Source organism: Runella limosa DSM 17973 (assembly GCF_000482465.1).
Taxonomy (GTDB): Bacteria; Bacteroidota; Bacteroidia; order Cytophagales; family Spirosomataceae; genus Runella; species Runella limosa.
On the sequence record NZ_KI519424.1, the window covers coordinates 169,527 to 191,484 of the forward strand.

At 42.8% G+C, this 21,958-nt stretch carries 24 protein-coding genes and 1 tRNA gene; 6 read left to right on the plus strand and 19 right to left on the minus strand.

The window, feature by feature from the left end:
- Nucleotides 1–79: 79 nt before the first annotated feature.
- A complete protein-coding gene (locus tag K339_RS0122275) occupies nt 80–631 on the minus strand; it encodes a 3-keto-disaccharide hydrolase (protein ID WP_229598801.1) in 552 nt (183 codons plus the stop codon).
- A 130-nt stretch (nt 632–761) separates the two neighbouring features.
- Between K339_RS0122275 and K339_RS0122280 the strand changes: the two genes are divergently transcribed.
- The 4 genes from K339_RS0122280 to K339_RS0122295 all read left to right on the plus strand — a co-directional run bounded on the left by K339_RS0122280 (nt 762) and on the right by K339_RS0122295 (nt 4,560).
- Nucleotides 762–1,616 carry an SMP-30/gluconolactonase/LRE family protein gene (locus K339_RS0122280; RefSeq protein ID WP_028525580.1) on the plus strand — a complete coding sequence of 285 codons (855 nt, stop codon included), beginning with the start codon at nt 762–764 and terminating at the stop codon, nt 1,614–1,616.
- A gap of 85 nt (nt 1,617–1,701) precedes the next feature.
- The gene (locus K339_RS0122285) at nt 1,702–2,262 is read left to right on the plus strand and encodes a DUF4126 domain-containing protein (protein WP_028525581.1); all 561 of its coding nucleotides are present in this window, start codon (nt 1,702–1,704) and stop codon (nt 2,260–2,262) included.
- Between the two features lie 48 nt (nt 2,263–2,310).
- Nucleotides 2,311–3,660, plus strand: a complete 1,350-nt coding sequence (locus tag K339_RS0122290; protein WP_028525582.1) for a Gfo/Idh/MocA family protein — start codon at nt 2,311–2,313, stop codon at nt 3,658–3,660.
- A 3-nt stretch (nt 3,661–3,663) separates the two neighbouring features.
- Nucleotides 3,664–4,560, plus strand: a complete 897-nt coding sequence (locus tag K339_RS0122295) for an EamA family transporter (protein ID WP_028525583.1) — start codon at nt 3,664–3,666, stop codon at nt 4,558–4,560.
- A 72-nt stretch (nt 4,561–4,632) separates the two neighbouring features.
- On the opposite strand, the gene K339_RS0122300 is transcribed toward K339_RS0122295, so the two are convergent.
- The 4 genes from K339_RS0122300 to galK are packed head-to-tail and all read right to left on the minus strand — an operon-like array spanning nt 4,633 to nt 9,606.
- Nucleotides 4,633–5,709 carry a mandelate racemase/muconate lactonizing enzyme family protein gene (locus tag K339_RS0122300; protein ID WP_028525584.1) on the minus strand — a complete coding sequence of 359 codons (1,077 nt, stop codon included), beginning with the start codon at nt 5,707–5,709 and terminating at the stop codon, nt 4,633–4,635.
- A 12-nt stretch (nt 5,710–5,721) separates the two neighbouring features.
- The gene (locus K339_RS0122305; RefSeq protein WP_028525585.1) at nt 5,722–6,774 is read right to left on the minus strand and encodes an N-acetyltransferase DgcN family protein; all 1,053 of its coding nucleotides are present in this window, start codon (nt 6,772–6,774) and stop codon (nt 5,722–5,724) included.
- 7 nt (nt 6,775–6,781) lie between these two features.
- The gene (locus K339_RS0122310; RefSeq protein ID WP_028525586.1) at nt 6,782–8,413 is read right to left on the minus strand and encodes a glycerol-3-phosphate dehydrogenase/oxidase; all 1,632 of its coding nucleotides are present in this window, start codon (nt 8,411–8,413) and stop codon (nt 6,782–6,784) included.
- Nucleotides 8,414–8,436: 23 nt separating this feature from the next.
- Nucleotides 8,437–9,606 (minus strand): galactokinase, encoded by a 1,170-nt coding sequence (galK, locus tag K339_RS0122315; protein WP_310586646.1) that lies wholly within the window; start codon nt 9,604–9,606, stop codon nt 8,437–8,439.
- Between the two features lie 134 nt (nt 9,607–9,740).
- On the opposite strand from galK, the gene K339_RS0122320 reads away from it, so the two are divergent.
- Both K339_RS0122320 and K339_RS0122325 read left to right on the plus strand, forming a co-directional pair.
- Nucleotides 9,741–9,814: transfer RNA gene (locus K339_RS0122320), tRNA-Arg, on the plus strand.
- Nucleotides 9,815–10,080: 266 nt separating this feature from the next.
- Complete coding sequence (locus K339_RS0122325) at nt 10,081–11,274, plus strand: site-specific integrase (RefSeq protein WP_028525588.1); 1,194 nt, start codon at nt 10,081–10,083, stop codon at nt 11,272–11,274.
- A 41-nt stretch (nt 11,275–11,315) separates the two neighbouring features.
- On the opposite strand, the gene K339_RS0122330 is transcribed toward K339_RS0122325, so the two are convergent.
- From K339_RS0122330 to K339_RS0122395, 14 genes are all read right to left on the minus strand, one after another.
- Nucleotides 11,316–11,819 carry a hypothetical protein gene (locus tag K339_RS0122330; protein ID WP_157607703.1) on the minus strand — a complete coding sequence of 168 codons (504 nt, stop codon included), beginning with the start codon at nt 11,817–11,819 and terminating at the stop codon, nt 11,316–11,318.
- A gap of 2 nt (nt 11,820–11,821) precedes the next feature.
- Entirely contained in the window at nt 11,822–12,982 is a 1,161-nt protein-coding gene (locus tag K339_RS0122335; protein WP_028525590.1) for a DUF4344 domain-containing metallopeptidase, read from the minus strand.
- A gap of 98 nt (nt 12,983–13,080) precedes the next feature.
- Entirely contained in the window at nt 13,081–13,326 is a 246-nt protein-coding gene (locus K339_RS0122340) for a type II toxin-antitoxin system HicA family toxin (protein ID WP_028525591.1), read from the minus strand.
- Nucleotides 13,326–13,718, minus strand: coding sequence for a hypothetical protein (locus K339_RS0122345; protein ID WP_028525592.1), 393 nt, complete (start codon nt 13,716–13,718; stop codon nt 13,326–13,328). The genes K339_RS0122340 and K339_RS0122345 overlap by 1 nt, the downstream gene beginning before the upstream one ends.
- A gap of 83 nt (nt 13,719–13,801) precedes the next feature.
- Nucleotides 13,802–13,984 (minus strand): hypothetical protein, encoded by a 183-nt coding sequence (locus K339_RS0122350; protein WP_028525593.1) that lies wholly within the window; start codon nt 13,982–13,984, stop codon nt 13,802–13,804.
- Nucleotides 13,985–14,012: 28 nt separating this feature from the next.
- Nucleotides 14,013–14,444, minus strand: coding sequence for a hypothetical protein (locus tag K339_RS0122355; RefSeq protein WP_028525594.1), 432 nt, complete (start codon nt 14,442–14,444; stop codon nt 14,013–14,015).
- Nucleotide 14,445: 1 nt separating this feature from the next.
- Nucleotides 14,446–14,859: a hypothetical protein gene (locus K339_RS0122360; protein WP_028525595.1), complete on the minus strand. Its 414-nt coding sequence runs from the start codon at nt 14,857–14,859 to the stop codon at nt 14,446–14,448.
- On the minus strand, nt 14,859–16,172 hold the full coding sequence (locus tag K339_RS0122365; RefSeq protein ID WP_037301600.1) for a phage tail-like protein: 1,314 nt from the start codon (nt 16,170–16,172) through the stop codon (nt 14,859–14,861). The genes K339_RS0122360 and K339_RS0122365 overlap by 1 nt, the downstream gene beginning before the upstream one ends.
- Nucleotide 16,173: 1 nt before the next feature.
- Nucleotides 16,174–16,446 (minus strand): hypothetical protein, encoded by a 273-nt coding sequence (locus K339_RS0122370; protein ID WP_157607704.1) that lies wholly within the window; start codon nt 16,444–16,446, stop codon nt 16,174–16,176.
- Nucleotides 16,446–16,802: a hypothetical protein gene (locus K339_RS0122375; protein WP_157607705.1), complete on the minus strand. Its 357-nt coding sequence runs from the start codon at nt 16,800–16,802 to the stop codon at nt 16,446–16,448. The genes K339_RS0122370 and K339_RS0122375 overlap by 1 nt, the downstream gene beginning before the upstream one ends.
- 126 nt (nt 16,803–16,928) lie before the next feature.
- Nucleotides 16,929–17,399 (minus strand): phage holin family protein, encoded by a 471-nt coding sequence (locus K339_RS0122380; RefSeq protein WP_211243830.1) that lies wholly within the window; start codon nt 17,397–17,399, stop codon nt 16,929–16,931.
- A 23-nt stretch (nt 17,400–17,422) separates the two neighbouring features.
- Nucleotides 17,423–20,173 (minus strand): putative phage tail protein, encoded by a 2,751-nt coding sequence (locus K339_RS0122385; RefSeq protein WP_211243831.1) that lies wholly within the window; start codon nt 20,171–20,173, stop codon nt 17,423–17,425.
- Nucleotides 20,157–20,417, minus strand: a complete 261-nt coding sequence (locus K339_RS0122390; protein ID WP_028525601.1) for a hypothetical protein — start codon at nt 20,415–20,417, stop codon at nt 20,157–20,159. The genes K339_RS0122385 and K339_RS0122390 overlap by 17 nt, the downstream gene beginning before the upstream one ends.
- 2 nt (nt 20,418–20,419) lie before the next feature.
- Complete coding sequence (locus K339_RS0122395) at nt 20,420–21,958, minus strand: hypothetical protein (RefSeq protein WP_028525602.1); 1,539 nt, start codon at nt 21,956–21,958, stop codon at nt 20,420–20,422.

Here is a 21,958-nt window from a genome sequence, read left to right on the forward strand (position 1 = left end):
TCTTGTATAAATAAAAAGCGTGGAAAGTAGCTACTTCCCACGCTCATCGGGTAACTATACCGCAAAGATAGGTAAATAATTACAACGACTTAATTTTTAAATTCTTCCAGTTCACTTTGATACCTCCACCGTCGTGAATTTGAAGGGCAATTGACCCGTTTCCAGCGCCAATTTTCTCGTCGTTGATGTCCACCATTTCGTGTCCGTTCAACCACGTGCGAACGCGCGGCCCTTCTGCTCTGATTTTAAGGGTATTCCATTCGCCAAACTTCAAAAAGCCTTCTTTCTCATCGGGAATCTGAATCAACCAACCACGGCCGTACGACTCGTAAATTCCGCCCGTATCGTGGTTTGGAGGGGCAACTTCTACCTGCCAGCCGCTCACTTTGGTGCTACCATCGGGAATATTAGAACGAATGAATACGCCACTGTTGCCGTTGGCACCTTGTTTGAAATCGACCGATAGTTCAAAATTCTTGTAGGTTTTGGTCGTTGCTAAGTATCCATAACCTTTGTCAGGACCACTTTCACAGATCAATTCGCCGTCTTGAACGAACCATTTTTCGGTACCATACACCTTCCAGCCCGTGAGGTCTTTACCGTTAAATAAATTTTCTTTTTTTTGAGCCATAGCCCCCGTTGTCAACGCCAACGAGCAGGCAGCAATTAGAAATGGTTTACGTAGATTTGAGAGAAACATTACTTTAAAGGATAAACGGTTCGTGTAAATAATTGTCATTACAAAACAAGTCTTTTTTAACGTGAAAACCTCATTTTTTCTTACCTCCGCCCTCATTATTGGTAGCTTTTTTTCAACAAAAGCGCAAGATAATGCCCCCATTAGCCTTCAAGAGCTTTGGAAATCAGACACGCTCCTCCGCACGCCCGAGTCGGTTTTGTACGACCCCAAAGGAAAACAATTGTTTGTGGCCAACATCAACAAAATGAACGCTGATAAGCCCGACGGCGACGGCTTTATTTCCATTTTGAACACCGATGGCAAAATCAAAAACCTCAAATGGACGACAGGGCTTAATGACCCAAAAGGCATGGGTATTGTAAAAAAATCGTTGTTTGTGGCTGATTTAAAAGACCTTGTCGAAATAGACTTAACCTCAGGAGCCATCCTGAAACGCCACGCGGCCGTTGGTTCGGTGATGCTCAACGACGTAAGTGTAAGTCCCAAAGGAGAAATTTTTGTGAGTGATTCGCGGGGTCATAAACTGTACCGCTACGCCGATGGAAAATTGGAATTGTTTTTGGATGACCCTAATTTGCAAGGCCCTAACGGCGTATTTGCCGAAAAAGAGCACCTCATTGTGGCTTCGGCAGGAACGGGTAATTTGTGGAAATTGGATTATGACACCAAGAAATACAGTTCATGGGCGATGACCAACAAAACGGCCGATGGGATTCTTCGTCATGGTGATAACTACTTGATTTCGTGCTGGCACGGTGAAATTTACTGCGTTAAACCAGATGGTAAAGTGTGGAAACTCATCGACAGCAAAAGTCCACAGGTAAATACGGCAGATTTTGGGTTTATTCCGAATAAAAAAACGGTTTTAGTCCCTAACTTTTATAAAAATACGGTGACTGCTTACGTGATAAAATAGTATTTTTGAACCATATAAAACATATAAGGGATTATAAGAACTTACATTTTCTTATATGACTTATATGGTTCAAAACATCCCCACAATGGAAATCTTCCTTAGTCTCTGCTTAGGAGTCGGTTTAGCCGCTTGCTCAGGTTTTCGGGTGTTTGTGCCCTTGCTCATCAGCAGCTTGGGCATTCATTTTGGCCTCGTCAATGTCGATACGGGCTTTGAATGGATGGGAACGTGGGCTGCCATCGCAGTCCTAGCCAGTGCAACTGTGCTCGAAATTGGGGGCTATTACATTCCTTGGGTGGACAACTTGCTAGACACCATCGCCACCCCCGCCGCCGTAGCCGCAGGCACACTATTGACCACTTCTTTCATCGAAATCGACAACCCATTGTTACAGTGGGGCTTGGGAATCATCATGGGCGGAGGAACGGCTGGCTTCATCCAAGCGGGAACGAGCCTTGTCCGACTGGCTTCCACCAAATTCAGTGGAGGGCTGGCCAACCCCGTCGTCTCCACCGTCGAAAATGTCACCGCCATCGGCTTTTCACTTTTCACCTTCTGGTTGCCCGTGGTCGCTTTTGTATTGGTCGTTTTATTTATCGTTTGGTTAATACAAAAGTTATTAGCTCGAAAAAGTAAAACCACTTAAATCTAGGCTTTTAGCCATATACGCGTCTCTGCCTGCAAAAAAAGAAACATGAAAACCAACCGTCGCGACTTCGTCAAACAACTTGGAATTGTATCGGCTTCAACGGCTGCTGTTCCTCACTTCAATATCATTAAAAGCCTAAACGACAACAAAATCCGAATTGCTACCATTGGAATGGGAATTCAGGGTTTTCAGGACACCAAAGCCGCGCTACGCACCGATATGTGTGAGCTAGTTGCTGCGGCAGACTTGTACGACGGGCGGCTCGCTCACGTAAAAGAAACGTTTGGTAATCACGTATTTACCACCCGAGACTACCGCGAGGTATTGGAACGAAAAGACGTTGACGCCGTCCTCATCGTTACGCCCGACCACTGGCACGACCGTATTTCGATTGCCGCCCTCAAGAAAGGCAAACACGTTTACTGCGAAAAACCGATGGTGCAAAACATCGAAGAAGGAGCAGCTGTCATTGCTGCTGCAAAAGCCGCAGGCAAGGTAATGCAAGTTGGCAGCCAACGCATTAGTGGTGCCGCTTTTCAGGAAGCAAAACGATTGGTAGAAGCTGGAGATATTGGGAACATTAACTTTATCGAATCCACCAACGACCGCTTTAACGCCATTGGCGCGTGGCAATATTCTATCCCGACCGATGCCTCCCCCAAAACCATCGACTGGGAAACATTTCTAGGCGACGCTCCCAAACGTGCATTCGACCCCGTTCGCTTTTTTCGCTGGCGCAACTACCGCGACTACGGAACGGGTGTAGCGGGCGATTTGTTTGTCCACCTCATTACGGGCGTTCACTTCGTGACAGGTTCGCTGGGGCCAAGTCGGATTTATTCGTCAGGGCAGCTTTCGTACTGGAAAGATGGCCGCGATGTACCCGATGTCATGGTGGCAAGCATGGAATACCCCGCCCAAGGTAAATTTGACGCTTTCCAAATGGTACTACGGGTTAATTTTGCCAACGCAGGTTCCATCAAAAACGTTACCCGCATCGTTGGTAACGAAGGCGAAATTACGTTTGGTGGTGATTCTCTCACGCTTACCAAGCGTAAATTGCCAGCTGCGCCAGGTTATGGCAACGGCGAAAGCTTCGGTACATTTTCGGACGCCCAACAAAAAGAATATTTAGCGGCCTACGACGCCAAATACCCCGCCGATTCACGCACACCTGAGCCAGTCAAAGAGGTAAAATTTGACGCTCCCCAGGGCGATGACGCCCATAAAAATCACTTTGCCAACTTTTTTGAAGGCATCAAAGACAACAAACCCGTTATCGAAGGGCCGTTGTTTGGTTTCCGTGCCGCAGCGCCCGTTTTGGCCTGTAACAAAAGCTATTTTGAGAAAAAAGTAGTAAAATGGGATGCCAAAAACCTCAAAATTTTACCGTAGCGAATGCTCTTACTCATTCTTACTACGACGACTTTGGCGATTGGGATTAGGATTTTGGTAAACCCTTTATCCAACGTTTTCCAAAAATACCTAACCCAGCGCCAAGCCAATCCTTTGTTTATTGTCACTTGTACCTACGGGTTTCTCAGTTTGGGTTGTTTAGGTTACTTATTGGTAGCTTTCCCTTCCAACCTACCCAGCTCTTTTTGGCAAAACTCCCTTATTTTTAACATTTTAGCGGTAGGAGGCAACTATTTTTTGGTCAAATCCCTCCAACACGGCGATTTATCAGTTTTGGGACCAGTCAATGCCTACAAATCGTTAGTTAGCCTAGTTTTTGGATTATTTTTATTGGGAGAAATTCCCAATCGTTGGGGTGTTATAGGAATGTTGTTGATTGTGGCGGGGAGCTATTTTGTCTTGAGCCAATCAGGTTCTAAAAATGCACTGAGCTGGAAATTATTCCAACAACCTGAAGTACGATACCGTTTTTTCGCCCTGTTTCTTTCTGCCACCGATGCCTTATTTTTGAAGAAACTCATCATCGCTACCAACCCTACATTGGCGTATGTTTCGTGGTGTATGGGAGGCTTTTTTTTCTCGCTAATTGGGCTACTTTTTCTACAGAAAAACGAACCACTTTTACCTCAATTCCAAACACTTAAAGCTTATAAATGGCATTTCTTAGCCCTTGCTATTTCAACGGGATTGATGCAACTTTCAACCAACTTTGCCTTTGAAGGCATTCAAGTAAGTTACGCCTTGGCTTTGTTCCAAATTTCGGCCTTGGTGAGTGTATTTTTTGGGGTTCATTTTTTTCAAGAAACCCAGTTGTGGAAAAAACTAGCGGGGGCGTCAATCATGGTGGCAGGTGCTGTTCTGATTATTTTGTTCAAATAATTCGGTCAGACGATAGTCAGAAATAATTCGGTCAGACGATAGTCAGACCGTACAAGCAGGCCAATGGTCTGACTATCGTCTGACCTGTGTGGATAACCCTAAACCTGCTTTGTCTGTCAGACTTAAAAAGCCATTCTCCAGCACAAAACCACTCGAAACCACGTCTTCGGCAAGGTCAAAACTTCCGTCTAAATCTAAATAACGGGTAGTTGAGCAGGCAAAAGCAGCGTGCAAAGCCGCAGTAATGCTAACGATACTTTCGTCGTTACAGCCCCAAAAGAGCTCAATAGCTGCGTTTTTGGCAATAGTAGCAATCTCAAAAGCATTGAGAATCCCCCCACACTTCATGAGTTTAACATTAAAAACTCCAAACGGCTGAGGATGTTGCGCCAGCGTTAACGCCGCATGGGCATTTTTGAGCGATTCGTCCGCGACGAGATTCGTTCTTAGTTCGGCATCAAGCGATAGTAGGGAAGCCTCCTCTCCTACTACCAGCGGTTGTTCGATGACTTCAATCCCTACTTTTTCGGTGGCTTTTACAAAATGTTTTAATTCGCCCAAACTGTATCCTTGGTTGGCATCCACCCGAATTTTGAACGTAGAACCATAACATTCGTGAAGTCGTAAGACCCGTTCAATGTCTTCTTCCACCACCTCTCCTGTCTTGATTTTCAGCACTTTAAAACCTAACCTTCGGTATTCTTCCGCTTCTTTCAATGTTTCTTCTACCGACATAATCCCGATGGTAACGGAGGTAGGAAGTGAGGTTATTTTTTGTCCGTATAACTCCACAATGGGGATTCCAAGGTACTGCCCAAACGCATCGTGCAGCGCAATGTCCACCACGGCTTGCGTACCAGGAAGCATTGGAAAAGCTTGACAAGTTTCAAATATTAGTTGCCTAAAATGACGAATATCTCGTCCAACAAACCTTTGAAAAAAATCCGATTGCAATTGGGCAAACGTCTGCGTTCCTGTTTCCCCAACCACTTCTTCCGCTGGACTAGCCGCACCAAGCCCAACGATGCCATTTTCAAGTTCAATTTCCAAGAAAACATTTTCCGCGTCCGTAAACGTATAACCCGCAATAGCATAAGGTTTACTCAATGCCAATTTTTTGAGAAAAGGACGAACGCGAGTAATTTTCATAAAGTGTTGATTTTATACCAAAAGTAGTTGAAGCTGCGCCACAATTTCCTGAACCCCTTGTTCCAAAGGCAACACCACAGGAATAGTCAACCTTGAACGGTATTCTTGCTGAAAATCAATGGCTTCTTGATGGGTACAACCTTCGGTATTGAGGGCTAGAGCTATTACTTTTGACCCGAATTTTTCAATAATGTCGATTTCGGACTCCACCGACGGGATTTTACCCCAATGCGCCTCGTTGTCAAAATAGGTGCGTTTTGGAGCGTGTACCAATACCACATACTTGGCTTGACCCGAAATCAAAAACTCCAGTCCGCACGGGCCACTGGGGTTTCGGAGCGACGATTGACCTTCCACCAAAATCAGGTCGGCATTGGTTTCTTTCCAACACGAAACAATGGCGTGTTCGACCTCGCCCGACACAAAATCATTGAGCGTTGAATCAAAAATAAAACCGTATTTTCCGCCCTGCAACCAGCCCGTTTGACCCGTATAAATCATTTGGGCATTGACATTTTTTTGTTCACAAGCTTGACGAATCAACCTTGCCGTGGTGCGTTTGCCTAAGGCACAATCCATCCCAATCACCGCTACAATCGGACAACTTACGTCGTAAATTTCTCCCGTCCAAAAATGCAAATCTTTACGGGCTTTCGGTTTACGAACGTCAATGAGTTGGACTTTATGTTGGGCAGCCAACGCCGCAATTTCAGGTTTTTCCGACAAATATTCGTGCAAACCATTCACAATGGAAAGTCCACGTTCGATGGCCTCCTCCACAATCGTGAGCATATCAGGTGGCAAAACCCCTCCCACCGTTGCGACCCCAATGATTAGATAATCAACTGATGGTAAATACTTTAAGCTTTCCGACAAGCTACTAAAAATGGGAATATTGCGATTTTTGCCATCCAATACCTCACCTGCATCTTGCCCAGCGGTGGGTGCATCAATCACTCCCACGATGGTATATCGCTCCGTGCCACGAATCAGGCCGTGAGCCGTTTTGGCATCATTGGTACTTAAAAGGCCATTGGTTAAAATGAGCGCATTGTTACTTTTCATTTCAATTTTATTGCGCAGATTTGATAAATGATTGAAGTTGAGCGGTATATTCGTCGATTTGCTGCTGTTTCTGTTCCGTCGTCCAGCCCAATTCTTGCGCCATCAAATCGGCCACAATGGGCAAGGCTTCCAAAACTGCCTCCCAATCCAGAATCTCCAAACGCGTACGGCGGGCAAACACATCTCGCAAGGTCAAGGCCATTTCTTCCCGAACTTGATAAATAACTTCTGCCTGAATAAAAGGATATTTGTCCACCAAGCGTTGCGCCCAAAGGATGTTTTCTTGCGTCAGACGTGCGACTTTGTGCGCCCTACTTCCGTATTTACGAATGAGGTTTTTGGCTATATCTTTGGCCAAACGATATACCGTTTGGATAATTTTCCAATCTTCAAACGCGTAGTCTTCACCACCCACAAGAACGTGTTGAGCCGTTGTACATTCACGGTCAACGCTCAACAATTCACAGGCTTTGTCGATGGTATCTTTGGCCATATAACGGTAGGTTGTCCATTTCCCCCCCAACAAACTTACCAAATTCGACGTAGGGTCATGTTCAACTTCGTGGTCACGAACCAGCTTTTTGGTAGAAGCCGACTCGCTCGCCGCCAACAAAGGCCGCAGTCCACCAAAACCAGCTTTCACCTGCGACTTATCGGGGCGTCTGGCCAAGTAGCGCGTAAGCGTATCCAACAGAAAATCAACCTCTTTGTCATCCAAAATAGGTTCTTTATCTAAGTCTTTATAATCGGTATCGGTTGTTCCCAACAACAATTGTCCCTCAAAAGGAATCGCAAAAACGACACGTCCGTCGCTGGTTTTTGGAATGAGCATGGCGTCATCACTTTTGAGCACTTCGTACGGCAACACCACGTGAACCCCTTTACTGGGACGAATACGTTTTGATAATTTAGGATTGGCCATCAATCGAACGTGATCCGCCAATGCTCCTGTGCAATTGATAAATAATTTCGCTTTTATCCCAAACGTAGCCTCCCCTTCTGTTGGTCTTACTTGCGCTTCGGTCAGCTTGCCATTGGTATCTTTTTTTACCCCCACTAATTCCGTATAATTTGCCACGGCAACACCTGCTTCTTCGGCCGCGTGGGCCAAGGCAAGACAGTACCGCGCATCGTCGAGCTGTCCGTCAAAATACAAAACCGCACTGTGCAATTTTTTAGCATCCAAAGAAGGCATTCGCAAAAGCGTTTCTTTTTTACTCAACCAACGGCTTTTGGGCAAAGCATCCCCTTTGGCAAAAAAGTCGTACATCCGCAATCCAATCGTAAAATACAATCCTTCAAACCAGCTAAAAACGGGCGTCAGAAGCGGCAACGGACGGGCTAAATGCGGCGCATTTTGCAGCACAATTTGGCGTTCTTCTAAGCCGTGACGTACTTGTTTTAATTGGGCAAAATCTAAATTTTTAAACGCTTGTTCAAGGTAACGTACTCCCCCATGAATCAGCTTTGTCGATTTCGACGAAGTTTCGGAGGCAAAGTCTTTTTTTTCAATCAATGCCACCTTAAAGCCGCGCAATGCCGCGTCGAGCGCACAACCTGCCCCGCTGGCCCCGCCTCCAATGATACAAATGTCAAACGTTTCATTTTGAAGGCGTTGCAAATTTTTTGAACGATTCATGGGAATGAGTTTTTAGTGTAACGTTATAGCTTTTCTAGTCGGGCAACCCCTTCCGTGATACCCACGACGTAGCAGACCAGTTTTTTGTTGAACTGCTCGCGGTAGGCCACCGTCATCTTTTCGATAAAAGAATCCACCTGTGCCGTTTCGACGATATTAATGGTGCAGCCGCCAAAACCACCGCCCATCAAACGAGCCCCTAAGACTTCGGTAAGAGCAACCGTTTGATCTACCAAAAAATCAAGTTCTACGCAACTCACTTCATAATCCTCACTCAATCCCGTATGCGTTTCGTACATTTTTTTACCAAAAGCCGCTAAATCACCCCGTTGCAAATCTTCACACGCACTTACGACCCGCTCAATTTCACCCGTCACGTACCGACAACGGCGATAAACGTTTTCAGAAAAATCAGCTTTATGGGCCTCCACTTGGGCCAAGCTCACATCCCGCAAACTATCAATGGAAGGATAAAACCCTTTCAAAATTGCCACCCCTTGCTCACATTCTTGGCGGCGGGTGTTGTAGGCAGAATCGGCCAACGTATGTTTTACCCCAGAGTTGCAAAGCACCAACTGGTAATTTTCAAAATCGAAGGGAAAATATTCAAACGTCAAATCGCGACAATCAAGGCGAATAACGGAATTAGCTTTGCCGTGGATAGACGCAAACATGTCCATGATCCCGCACTGAAGCCCAGCGAAGTGGTGTTCAGCCCGTTGCGCAACGAGGGCGAGTTGTAAGCGCGGGATTTGTAACCCAAATAACTCACTTAACGCCCATCCCATTCCACTCTCCACTGCCGCCGACGACGAAAGCCCCGCACCGTTTGGTACATCTCCCCCAAAAGCAACCTCAAAACCAGTCGGGATGACATACCCGTCCGTAATCAGTTCGCTAGTTACGCCAATGAGGTAATTAGCCCAACTTTTGGGGCATTTATGGAGCGAATCAAGGCTAAACTCAAACGTATCGTTCAAATCGGCGGCATATACCTTACAAAGTCGGTCGGTGCGAGGTGCAATGGCAAAATAAATCGCCTTGTCGATAGCCGCAGGCAGCACAAATCCATTATTATAATCGGTATGTTCGCCAATAAGATTGATGCGACCAGGGGCACGCACGACGAAAGAAGGAGTTTTTCCAAAAATTTGTTGAAAGTCCTCGACAATTTTTTCTGAATACAAATACACGCTAAATAGTTGGTTTGTGGGTCTTTAGTAAGTCACAAAAATAGGCAGATTCGGGAGGGATACACAATTTTTGGGTAGAATGTTGTTAAAAGTCGCAAAAACATTTATTTTTGCACCCGCGTTCGACACGAACAGGTCCCGTAGCTCAGCTGGATAGAGCAACAGATTTCTAATCTGTCGGTCTTAGGTTCGAATCCTAACGGGGTCACGAGTTCAAATCCTTCTTTTAAGTCATTCGCATCAGCCCTTATCCGTAAGGGCTTTTTTTATGCCTTCTTTATTCGATGCACCCTTAACAATGCTCATAGTAATACCCTTTTTTTGGGTACTTGTGACATGTACTGGGTACTCAGCTTCGGGCACTTTTTACCGCTAACTAAGTTTATATCATATTCACATCTTTTAGTATGGATGTTGTGAACAAGAAATCAAACTTTTTTTCACTAAACAACATACAATCATGCTCAAAAAAGAATGAAAATCGTCATTCGGTTCAAAGTTCGTTCAAAAAAGAACGCATTGGCCAACACACCACACTACATCTATTGTCGCCTGACTGTAAACGGTATCCAAGCACGTTCTGACATGGCTACGGGCGTTCACTGCAAACGAGACGAATGGGATAACAACTTCCAGCAAATCAAAGGCGATACTGAGGGCGTTCGGTTACAAAATCAGAAACTGCAACAAATGCGGGACGATTTGGATGAAATATTCAACGAGTACCGAAAATACGACAAAGCCATCACCGCCGAAATAATCAAACAGGCGTATCTAAACAAGAATGATGTCACACCACGAACGATTTTGGTGTGGTACAACAAATACATTGATGAGGACCTACGACAACGTATTCAAGACGACACCATAGATTCTTGGTTAAGCCGCCGAAACGTATTATCGCAGTACATTACGGAGGTTTTAAAACGGAAAGATGTCGATATACAGGAAGTGACCGCCGCGTGGCTAAGGTCGTATCAGAAATATCATATCAGCAAAGGGAATGGCGCCGACCACGCCGCACGATCAATAGGAAGTATCAAAAAGGTGCTTGATTATGCCGTTATAGAGGGTGCTTTGAGCTACAATTCGACCGTTTCGTACAAACCACCCCGAAGCAAACGCAGCCCAATAAAATACCTTTCCGCAACTGAGGTACAGCAACTGGCAACTTGCCCTTATTATTCTGACCGATTGCAAAGAATCGTGGACTGTTTTTTGCTACAAACCTATACTGGTATGGCCTACAAAGAGCTTTACACCTTCGATGCAAAAAAACACCTTACGACCGACGAACTTGGAATTGGCTGGATAATGATTCACAGGGGCAAAACACAGGAATTATCAACCATTCCAATACTTCGACAGACCCGCGATTTGCTTGAAAAATACAATTATAAGCTACCTGTAATCACCAATCAACGCATGAACGAATACATCAAAGAGGCCGCTACGATTGCAGGGTTTCCGCCCGAAAAAGTGGAAGATTTTACAACGCACCTGGCCCGAAAAACGGCAGGAATGTTTCTGCTAAATTCGGGGCTAAGAATTGAAACGGTGTCCAAAATTCTCGGCCATAAATCCATCAAGGTCACAGAACGACACTACGCAAAGATTCTAACTTCGTCCATCGTAAAAGACCTAAAAAACAATGGGTTGCTAGTTTAAGCAAAAACAGCCCCGTCACGTCGGCGGGGCTGTTTTTGCTTTTAATTGTCAACTTTTACACCTTTAAGCTTCTTTTTTTCATACTTTGACTTATTAACATCTTTAGAGAGTAAATAAAGATAAACTGGCGTATCAACAGACCTTTCTACTTCCTGAGTCCCATAATAAAATGTACGACGTATTGAATAGAACTTGCTTTTATTATCATAGAAGAAACGTATAGGCTCACCATTTACATCAAATAAAACATCAACGTAAGAATAATCTGAAGCAACGTTTTTAATAACACAAAGTGTACGTGCAATCACATTGGTTTTTAACACCAGCTTATTACTTTTTACAGCCAAATCCCCACCTTTTTCAAGACTAATATTGGCCTGTTGTTGCTTAAATGTCCACTCAAAGGGATAATTATTACGGAGTTGCACTTTTTGAGGATTTATAGCGCTTTCCTCTAAAAACCTAAACGTATCCTTATTAAGATAGAGACGTTCTGCACAACTGGTAAAAAAAAGGCTTATACCAACGTAAATCATTCTTTTCATTCTCATTGATGTTTTATATTAAATGTAATTATTCCTTTGGAAGTAGATGGTACATTGTCCGACTTTGGCACTAACTTCATTTTAAAGACGGCTTGTTTATACAACTCCACAACTTTTTGACTTACTGTAGATTCTTTTGACCTTGCTCCGATGATATTCCCAATATCATCGACTGTAATTTCAAAAACAATCCTGCCTGATTCGTTAGATTCATCATTGACTATTGGCCTTTCTCCAACACCAAAACCAGAAACGTTTAGGGCTAGACCTATCTTTGCTTTGCTAGTTGAACCATACAAATGTTCCTGTGAAATTACATGATGTTTTCCCTCTGGTTTTTTGTATAAAGGATCACCCAAGGTTTTTTCTGATAAATTTGGATTCAAATAAGGGCTAAGTAAACGGCTCCAAATCTTCTTTTTTTGTTCATACTCCCCTGAAGAATACGATACGCGTGAACGAGGCATTTGCCACGGCTTAGATGGGTATCCTTCAATGAGTAATGAACGATAATCCTGACCAATACCGCTATCATAATACAGGTTCAGTAAATCATAATAACGAACCAGGCTAGGAGCATGAGCGGACGCATAACGTTGAAACCCCATGGATTTCGTCTCATTCACTCCACTGTAAAACCAGGCTATAACACCATAAAAGCTTCTTACATCTTTTGGTTCTTCTTTGTAGTCAAGAAAGGTCATAAGTGAAAACTCATCTACGGCACTTTCTTCTTTGCCCGTAAATGGCATCTGATGAAAGTCCGCAAAACCATGACCCAATTCATGCCCTAAGGTTAATGTTGCAATACCCAATACAGCTTCTCTTTCTAGCTTTTCATGGCCAACGACTTTACTATCAATTAGATTTTGACGCACTCTTTCGTATTTCGTTTTTATGTAATTGTAACAAATCGTAATTTTTCCATTACTATAAAACGCATTCTCATTTGCACAATCAGTAAAATGTACGGTTACATTAAATGGGAATACAAACTTTCGATTTAGGTACTCTTTATATTTTTCTAGTCCTTTATTAAAATACAGTTCTTGAGTTACACGATTATATTCATTAGGTGCATCATAGATAAAAACCAAGTCACCTTTGTCTTGGGCAATGGTAGAAAATGACAATAAAATGCAGAGTAATAGAATCCGTCTCATATCGTGAAATTTAGCCCCAAAAGTTAGTTTAAACTAATTGCATGAGCAACAAAAATGATTAAACGGTAACAAAAAAGCCGCTCGGATTGAGTGGCTTTTTACTTTTTCATCAATTTGAAGAAATCATCTTTGGACAATCCCAAGTGCCGTAGTATCTGCTTCATGATAAATTCGGGCACGGGGTCAATGTGAGTTTGAAAAATGATAGGGCGGGTCAACTGCTTACCCGTCCATTTTTCGTGGCCACCACGCCCCTTGCTTTGAGTGCTTTGATTCAGCCCTAGCTTTAAAAGAAAGCGCCGTAACTCTTCAACCGAAATATTGGATAGTTTTTGAGTGGACATTAGGCGTAAGCAGGAATCCCAAAGTTTTGTTTGAAAGTCTTAACGGGGTATTTGTCCAAAATTTCAGACATATATTTGTTTGACTTGAGCAACGACGATAACGATGGTGCAACGGGCGTTTTGGGACGCTTTGAGGTTTCTTTAAACGTCCAACCCATTTTCTTCAATTCACTACCCAATGTACCTTTTTTGGTAGTATAATCAAGAAATTCCACAAAACAGATTTCAAACGACTCTTTGGCCTCTTTCAGCGTATTGCCATACCCTGTAATGTCCAAATGTGGTGAATACACAAAATGTAGCTGATTTTCGACGAAATGAAACAGAAATAAGCTCACCTTATAGGAAGCCACTTCGTTTTCAAAACTTCCTTTGAATCCGATTTTTGCCATACTGAACAATGTTTGGTCAAATCTAAACACTGAACATCAAAAAACAAAAAAGCCGCTCGGATTGAGTGGCTTTTTTGTTTTGGCTATTTCCAAACTCGGGTTGCGGCTGCTTTCAAATATGCCTTAGGCGACTTGATGCGATTGCCCTTTTTGCCGTCCAAATAGGCTTGGGTAAAGGCTAATTCATTGGTGCGTTTGGCCTTCGCGCCGAATTTTTTGTTTTGGGCAGTAACCTTTCTTTTGGTTTTAGTGGTTTTGGTTTTCATGGTTTCATGGTACTGTTTTATTGGAATATTAACGATTTCTAAAATACACGAATCCTGCTACAATGAGCAATCCTACTACCCCCGCCCCTGTGTACCACATCCACGGCTTAATTTTCGACGCGGCGGGTTCGGCAACTGGCGCGGCCACGGGTGCGGGCACTTGTGCTTCAGGTTTCTTTTCTTCCTGCTTTTTTTCTTCGGGCTTCGGTACCGTAAGTGCCAGGCTCGACGCCCTCGTAAGTATCGAACTTAAAGAGCCAAATATCCCGCCCGAACTTCCCGACGAAGTGCCGCCGTTGATGTTCAAGAACGGATTAGTGGACGTGGTTGTCGAACTGGCCCCGCCCGAACTTCCCGCGCCGCCGTTGATATTAAAGAACGGGTTGCTATCCGTGGTTGTATTGATATTGGTGCCTACACCAATGTAATCTTCGTAAGTGAGGGTTTCTTCGGGTAGCATATTATTGTTCTGTATCTGGTTTTAACACTATTCCGTAGCCTGCCAACATGGTTCTGATAGCCGAAAATTTCTGTGTTTTTGTTCCGCACAGTACAGCAGAATAGACTTGCTGAATAATTGCCGAATGCTGACTTTCAGGGATATTATTTTTCAAGCAAGCCTTCACCATGTCGTCGTATGTTACATTTCTTCCGCTTATAATCCGATTATCTTCGGAAACCAATTCTAAATAAAAAACTGGTTTTTGTTCGGATGTCTCAGCTTGTATGTCAAGCCACACACATCGAAAGTGGACCACAGTTGCCGTGTCGGCGACCAAGTCTTTTTGAAGTTTCAAAGGTTGAATTTTGAAATTTTTTTGCGCTTGCGCCACCACTCCCGATAGCACAAGTAAGATTGTTAGTAGAGTTTTCATTAATAGTGGTTTTTCCAAGTTGAACCATTATAGGTCTGAGATACGCCAGTGCTAGCGTCGGTTGCCGTACAGTCTGTACAGTAGATGATTAGGCCAGCGACAGGGGAAGAAATAGCATTGCGCTGAGTGGTAGTCATTCGTGGTGGTAAAAAACCTTGTGTTGTAGAATTAATTGCTACTCGCGCCGAAGAGATGTCTGTGTATGTTCCGCCATTTTGAAAGTGAGCATTTCCATTTGTCGCAAACAATCGAAAAGCTTCTACGTCGTTATTAAGCCTAAATCCAATATGGCTTCCAGCGTATCGTTCTTTTATTACTTGCGTCAATACTGTACCTATTCTAGCACCCCCAAAAGAACGTCCTCCACCTCCAAGCTCACCGCCCCCATCTATCGCAGGAGAGATGTTGGTAGTTACAGTCAAATCACCGCTGATCCTTGTAGTTCCATTAATGTCACACGTATATCCTGCGTCTGTGGTGGTTTTTAGGCCAAAATTTCCTGACGGGAAAAACCTGGCTCGTTCTGTACTACTTGAAACAAATATCATGTTGGAAAGTGTTGCATCTATTCCCCCAATGTACATGTCGTTATTGCTATTTATCCCTAAAATTCGGGTAGAACTTCCCCCTGCGTTTTCTGCATTAATATATTGCGCATTCTTTAGGAATAAAGTCCCATTAATGGCTAAGGAACTTTGAAATCTTGATATTCCATTCACGTCCAACTTATAGGCTGAGTTTGTGGTAGTACCAATAAGTAAGTTGTTGCCTGTAACCCTAAACACCTCTGTATTATTTTGAACAAAAGCCAGAGGTGTGTTTGAGCTAGTTCCAAACGTCGTATAGCCGTCTGCTGTCTCAACTTTAAAAGTTGACAAATTTGGGCTTATCTGTTGAAATACATTTATTGTTGCATTTTGCTTCACTAGACCATTAAATGTATTGATTCCCGTCCACGAATTGCTACTACCTAAACGCCCATATCGCCCATCCGAAAACGTCTGAACGCGCGAATCTGAGTAGTACAAATTACTACCCTCCGCTAGTGCCGACGTTGTCTGATTCGCAAACCGCGCCGCCCACGCCGTCGTCCAGTCGCTTAAATCGCTAGTAGTGTGAGTGTGTAGATTTGGTGATTTATTCGCCGAATAATCAACTATTTTTCGGAGCACAAAACGTAGAAGCGAAGGCGTGATTTTTCCAGCTCCGTTTTCAACAATGGTAGTATCAATAGATGTTTCGACATCCGCTTTGCTTTGTGCCCAGGCACCCATATTGAATAGGAGTGCGAAAAGAAAAAATATCCGTTTCATTTTAAAAGTCGTTACTGAATCCAGATGAGAAATGAAGTCCTGAATAAGTTGGTTTTTGCTTATTCATATTTAGGAAACGATAATTGTTTTGAGTTGCTGCATAAGCGCCCCCGTAAGCGTCCGAAAGGTGAAACAAGTAGATTTCAGGGATTCTTTTGGGTACAACTACCGTCTCATTTTTTGCGTCGTTGTCGTCAGTTTCAATCCATTCAAGAATAACAAACAACACAATCATTAAAAAGAAAAGCGCCAAAAAGCCTATCATCCTTAGCATTATCGTAAGTGTTTTTTGATTTTAAAAAATAGGCTTGTGACTACAGCTACCAAAAGCCCCGCAAGTGCCCAACGATTTTGATTCCGTTGTTTTCTGTATGTTTCAGAAAGTTGCTCAAGGTCAGATATGTCTTTTGCAAGTTTTGTGTTGGCCTCTTTTAGCTTATAGTTTTGGACAATCAAATTGGTGTTTTCGAATTCATACAAAGCACCTTTTTCGGCTTTTTTTGTCAATTCGACCAATTGGGATTTTTCAATACTAATTTTTTGACTTTGGGCGGGTAAGGGCGTCAATGCGACGCAAAAGCTCATCGTCAGAAATGTGATTATACACAGAATCAATTCGTGCTTTTTCATAGCTGTACATTATTTTTTGGTGATTGAGAATAGAATCTTGTGAGGCTCGATAACTTCTTATTTCATATAGTATCTGCTTTTTGGTTACGCATCCAGTAGCCAAAAAGATTAGGAAAAATAGCCGTTTCATGGGTTAAAATTTGGCTTGGTAAGTTGCCCTTTTTCCGCAGCGTCCTTAAAAAGTTTGGTAATCCAACTAGGAAGCAAAGTCGGGTTAATGGCATTGATGTTTTGGACAATACTCCAAAATTCCGCCAAGGCCACACCCATATAGAGATAATCGTCAACGCCCTGAATCCACTCTGCTTTTTGGTTGTCAACTTTCATTTTGAGTAAGATTCCAACCCCTGCGACGAAAAAAGCGTAAGCAGCAATTTTTACAATCGTTTTTTTGAAATAGGTAGGCAAATCAAACTCCCCTTTTACGAATGCCTTCACGGTTCCCGATAGATTGTCGAGCGTAAAAAGCAACGTAATTCCTATCAAGAATTGGACATCAGAGAAAACGTGCTCAAGAATAAATTGCTTGAGTAGCGTCAAAATTGAAGCGGCCAATATCGTCGTCAACTTCATGTTGAACTGTACGAAATCAATCATGTGGTCTTTCATGGTTAAATACGTTAGAAAAAGTTTTCGGTTTGAAAACCATTTGAATTTCCAGCACTTATACTAGCTTTTGTGCCCGTGCAAGCTTTCATATTGTTCCTGCTAATGATATTATAATCATGGGCCCCAGTGGCTACTTCGATTTGAATACCATTAACACAACTTGTAAGTGCTTGATTTTGCAGTATTTGTAAGTCTGTACTGGCTGTACCTGAAAGGATTGTTGTATTTTTAATACACCAACCAGAAATGTTTTTAAATCTATTTTCGGTGATTTTTGCGTATTTCGTAGCTTGATTTATAAAGATGCCATCTACGGTATTTGCAAAATTATTCCCCTGTATTGAAATAAATGAAGCCTGATTGTCGGAGTTTGCATGATATATTCCTGCAGTAGAATTTCCTAGAAAATTACACGATTCAATGGCCAAATGTCGAATCGAATTCCAAACGGCATAAATACCATGAGTTCCTCCATTAAAAGTACATTCACGAACTAATATGTCATTGCAATAGGTATTGAATGTGCTGAAATGAATACCATAATCAGAAGTTTGAAAATCACATTGAACAAATGTATGAAAGCCATAATCACTACTTTGAAATTCGGCTTTTTTTAAAAATTTACATTTTTGAAAAATAACAGCTTTATTTTCTACACTACCGAGCGTTACTTTGTCTTTAAACAAACAATTCTCAAATTTCCCAAATTGAATACCATTGAAGCTGATTGGGCTAGTAAAGACACAATTGTCAACCAGTAAATAGGAATCTCCAATTCCAACATAAAAATCAGTTGCCGCTAAATTAGGAGACAAAAACTGACAATCTTTTAATGTGGTATTTTTCCCAATTCTTGCTAATCCTAGCGCTAAGTCTTTTACGGTACTACTATCGACATTGATATTTATAAAGCGGTTAAAATCACCCGCCGCCATTGTAATCCCATAGTAAGACTTTTTTATTTTTACATTTTCAAAAGTGTTGTAAACCGACAAATTTCCGTAAGCAATTCCTGTGCATAATCGGTAATTGACTCCATAAATGGTTTGGGGATTAAAATATTTTGTGTAATTACCAGCACTTTCAATTGTCATATTTTTAACACTTACATAACGTCCTTCTTCAAGATCAATACCAGATAAAGCGGCATTTCGACAATTGCAGTCTGAAAACTGAACATTTTCTCCAAAAGATTCATTTCCAACCCCTCTTTCGCCTGCAACCGTAAAGCAATGCCTTCCTACATTTTCGACACTGCAATGTCGTACGTAAACGTTTCTTGGCACACGGAATGTACTGGATGAAAAACCTGCGATATAAATACCATCGCCCATAACCATCCCTCCACCTGCGATATTGATGATACGGCATTTTTCAACAATTACATTGTTTACTTCACCATTTCGAGATTCTACAACTATTCCGTATCCACCATAACCATTATCTATCGTATCTATTGTTGGATGCCTAACGCCACATTTTTCGATAGTTAGATTTGTGATGTAAATGTTATTGGCATTACTGACATATACACCATACCCAGCTCTAATACCTATCTTTTCATTGGTCGTTTGGCCACCCCCATCAATGCCTATATCACGAATTGTAATATTTTTCAGAACTGAACCAGACTGATAGATATTAAATGCCTTTACACCATCGGCATTGATTTTAATAATACTTTCAGCTCCATTTCCATAGATAATTCGATTTGATTGCGGCAATAAATCGGCTCCAATTAGGTAAGTTCCTTTTCCGATATACGTTGTTCCTAGATTAAGGCAAGATTGAATAGCGACATCATCATTAGAAGCGTCATTTGGCATTCCTCCAAACCATTCGGGTTTATATGGCCCTGTTACAACACGCTTAAATCGAGCGCCCGAAGCCGTTACAATAACGGTACCTATATTATCTGTACTCACAACATCTGAAGCATCGTAATACCATTCGCCTTCTTTTCCTAAGTCCGTAACAAAAACTCTAGGCTTTGCTACTACATCACCTGAGACAAAAGCACGTAACTGCGCAATTGTATGAGGACTGACCTTTCCATTCAGTGCCGTTTGAGTCGCGGTGCTGATAGGTTTGTTGACATCACTGGTATTGTCCACATTGGAAAGGCCAACCGCAGTTTTGTCAAGCGTTTGCCAAGTTTTGTCCCCTCTCCTGTACTGAGCCGTTGTGCCTGCGGTAATCGTCGGTTCTTTGCCATTTAGCGCCGTTTGAGTCGCGGTGCTAATAGGTTTGTTGACATCACTTGTATTGTCCACATTGGAAAGGCCAACCGCCGATTTGTCCAATGTCTGAAACGTTTTGTCACCACGCCAATATTGAGCCGTTGTGCCTGCTGTTATTGTGGTTTCTTTCCCCGATAATGCACTACTTAAATCAGTTTGGCTGGCCAATGTGCCCAAAATCCCGCCCCATGTTGGCGCGCTGCCTGTCACGTCAGTCGATGGTACCCATGCAGTGCCGTTCCATTTCAAGACCTGCCCCGTTGTCGCCGAACCAGACGCAATCTTAGATAAACCAATACTTTGTGCAGGAAAATTACTTGGGTCTGCATAATTGCTAACCAATTTAATTGCTTGACGAATACGTAAAGCTGTAATTTTCTGCGTCGTATTGCTTGGTAAAAGGGTGTCGATTTGCTCATCAATCTGTTGGCGCAACTGTGCGCTTATATCAAAGCAACATGCAAGCAAAGGGAATAATATTGAAAATTTCAGTTTGGATTTCATCTTAAAAAAACTCTTCATTGTTAAACTCATTTTCATCAAATTCAATCATCTGCGGTTCTATGGGCGAATTGCCACCACCGCCACCGCCACTACCCAAAAAAGCAATCGGTTTTGTCTCGATTTCATGCACTTGTGTAGTCACTTCAACGGCATCAGGAGACTGTCTAAAAAATAGCCAAATAAGAAGGTACACGAAAAATATCAGCAACAATAAGATGATGATAATTAGTGGCCACTTTTTATATTCCTTCTTTTTAGCCATGGTTAATCAATTCTAAAGGCGTGCGTGTTTAAGCCCTCTGCCGTGTATTCGTAAGAAGTGCCTCCTATGTTTGCTCGGTACTGAATCGGTTCGTATGATTCGGCAAATGGGTGTTGGAACAAGACGACGCGTTTGTTATTACCTGGCTTTGTCCACACTTTCAATACGGGTTGCTTGTATTTCCACGAACGGGCAAATTCGGACAAATCCGAAATAGCTCCCACGGTAGTCCAGTTACTTGCACCGTCACGTTTGAACTCAAAACTTGGGCAAGTGCCCGTTTGTGTTCCGTCCAAAATATCTTGATGCAGACCGAAGCGGTTCAGCCCTTGCATGATGGCGTTGAAACCAATGGCTTCGTCTCCGTAATAGTCAAGGCCAGAGCTTGGGCATGGTGGATTATCATTCCCATCGTAATTGACTAGGTCGAAACCAAGTACCGACGATTGACAAGCATTATTCCAATTGCGCTTTGCGTAACGTAGAATATCCTGCGGGTCCTCAGAGTTTGGAAGAATCCACGCGTGAAGACGCGCCACGTTAGGCACACAAGCCGCCCAAAAAGTATTATCCGCAATCAGATTTGTGGGATAGGTCAGGCGATTATCCAACATTCGTACATATCCTTGCGGGTTTGTACTGTTATCGAGGGCTTTGGGTTTATAACGAGATTGTTGGTAATTCAATCGTTCTTGATCTTCCCGAGGCCAAATAATGTACAAAACGGCTTTTGTGGAGTCTTTGGCCAAACCTCTATTTATACCACACAACGAAGACAGGTAGCTTGGAATAGGCCCAAAATTAACGTTTGACGCGTAGGTACTACCCCCTGCATTATCAGGTTTATAAGTAATGCTTGAGTATCCCCAACCACATTTTGCAATTGAACTTCCGTCCTGAAAATTTGAGGCCAGGTTAGGGTTTGCGTAGTAGGCAATATAATCATCGACTGATACAGTTGTTCCGTTTTGCCAGACGCCATTGTTCGTCATCAATCCTAAGGATTTGGCATTAAACGTAAATCCTTTTGCCTGAAACCAATCAAGGAATTTTTTAAAGAAATTGCCTGATTGCGTAAGCTGTTTGACTTTCTGACTTATGTAGCTGATTTTGTCGGGATGTTGAAAAGACACCCAAACCCAATCGTCGCCAACAGTATCGTAAGGGATGTAATTATTATCGTGAGGCTCATAATCGGCAATGATAAACTCACCCGACATCCCTGCGATGTTCGATGCAATTTGGTCAAGTTCGGCATTACTCAGCGTATGCAAACCATTCGGAGCCGATTTACCTAATGTACCAATTACAATATTTTTGATGGCTTCTTCATACAACCAAGTGAGACGTTTCGACGCGTCAGTGTTATATCCGATTCGCGCACGTTGTGCATCGTTTCGTTGTGCCGTCGCATACGGTTTATCGAAAAATTTTGTCGTAAGATTGACCGTGGCTAAGTCATCATAAGCAGCTAATTTCCCAACTGCTTGATTATTTTTCCAAAGGCATTGATTTGCACGGGGAATGATTGTTGCTGGCAT

Excerpts from the sequence above, each read along its gene's own strand:
- K339_RS0122290 (WP_028525582.1), top strand. The coding sequence starts at position 2,311 with ATGAAAACCAACCGTCGCGACTTCGTCAAACAACTTGGAATTGTATCG.
- K339_RS0122360 (WP_028525595.1), bottom strand. The coding sequence starts at position 14,859 with ATGAAAACTCTACTAACAATCTTACTTGTGCTATCGGGAGTGGTGGCG.
- K339_RS0122310 (WP_028525586.1), bottom strand. The coding sequence starts at position 8,413 with ATGAATCGTTCAAAAAATTTGCAACGCCTTCAAAATGAAACGTTTGAC.
- K339_RS0122295 (WP_028525583.1), top strand. The coding sequence starts at position 3,664 with ATGCTCTTACTCATTCTTACTACGACGACTTTGGCGATTGGGATTAGG.
- K339_RS0122395 (WP_028525602.1), bottom strand. The coding sequence starts at position 21,958 with ATGCCAGCAACAATCATTCCCCGTGCAAATCAATGCCTTTGGAAAAAT.
- K339_RS0122285 (WP_028525581.1), top strand. The coding sequence starts at position 1,702 with ATGGAAATCTTCCTTAGTCTCTGCTTAGGAGTCGGTTTAGCCGCTTGC.
- K339_RS0122345 (WP_028525592.1), bottom strand. The coding sequence starts at position 13,718 with ATGGCAAAAATCGGATTCAAAGGAAGTTTTGAAAACGAAGTGGCTTCC.
- K339_RS0122390 (WP_028525601.1), bottom strand. The coding sequence starts at position 20,417 with ATGGCTAAAAAGAAGGAATATAAAAAGTGGCCACTAATTATCATCATC.
- K339_RS0122305 (WP_028525585.1), bottom strand. The coding sequence starts at position 6,774 with ATGAAAAGTAACAATGCGCTCATTTTAACCAATGGCCTTTTAAGTACC.
- K339_RS0122370 (WP_157607704.1), bottom strand. The coding sequence starts at position 16,446 with ATGCTAAGGATGATAGGCTTTTTGGCGCTTTTCTTTTTAATGATTGTG.
- K339_RS0122385 (WP_211243831.1), bottom strand. The coding sequence starts at position 20,173 with ATGAAGAGTTTTTTTAAGATGAAATCCAAACTGAAATTTTCAATATTA.
- K339_RS0122350 (WP_028525593.1), bottom strand. The coding sequence starts at position 13,984 with ATGAAAACCAAAACCACTAAAACCAAAAGAAAGGTTACTGCCCAAAAC.
- K339_RS0122375 (WP_157607705.1), bottom strand. The coding sequence starts at position 16,802 with ATGAAAAAGCACGAATTGATTCTGTGTATAATCACATTTCTGACGATG.
- K339_RS0122380 (WP_211243830.1), bottom strand. The coding sequence starts at position 17,399 with ATGATTGATTTCGTACAGTTCAACATGAAGTTGACGACGATATTGGCC.
- K339_RS0122300 (WP_028525584.1), bottom strand. The coding sequence starts at position 5,709 with ATGAAAATTACTCGCGTTCGTCCTTTTCTCAAAAAATTGGCATTGAGT.
- K339_RS0122365 (WP_037301600.1), bottom strand. The coding sequence starts at position 16,172 with ATGAAACGGATATTTTTTCTTTTCGCACTCCTATTCAATATGGGTGCC.
- K339_RS0122335 (WP_028525590.1), bottom strand. The coding sequence starts at position 12,982 with ATGAGACGGATTCTATTACTCTGCATTTTATTGTCATTTTCTACCATT.
- K339_RS0122340 (WP_028525591.1), bottom strand. The coding sequence starts at position 13,326 with ATGTCCACTCAAAAACTATCCAATATTTCGGTTGAAGAGTTACGGCGC.
- K339_RS0122275 (WP_229598801.1), bottom strand. The coding sequence starts at position 631 with ATGGCTCAAAAAAAAGAAAATTTATTTAACGGTAAAGACCTCACGGGC.
- K339_RS0122325 (WP_028525588.1), top strand. The coding sequence starts at position 10,081 with ATGAAAATCGTCATTCGGTTCAAAGTTCGTTCAAAAAAGAACGCATTG.
- K339_RS0122330 (WP_157607703.1), bottom strand. The coding sequence starts at position 11,819 with ATGAAAAGAATGATTTACGTTGGTATAAGCCTTTTTTTTACCAGTTGT.
- K339_RS0122355 (WP_028525594.1), bottom strand. The coding sequence starts at position 14,444 with ATGCTACCCGAAGAAACCCTCACTTACGAAGATTACATTGGTGTAGGC.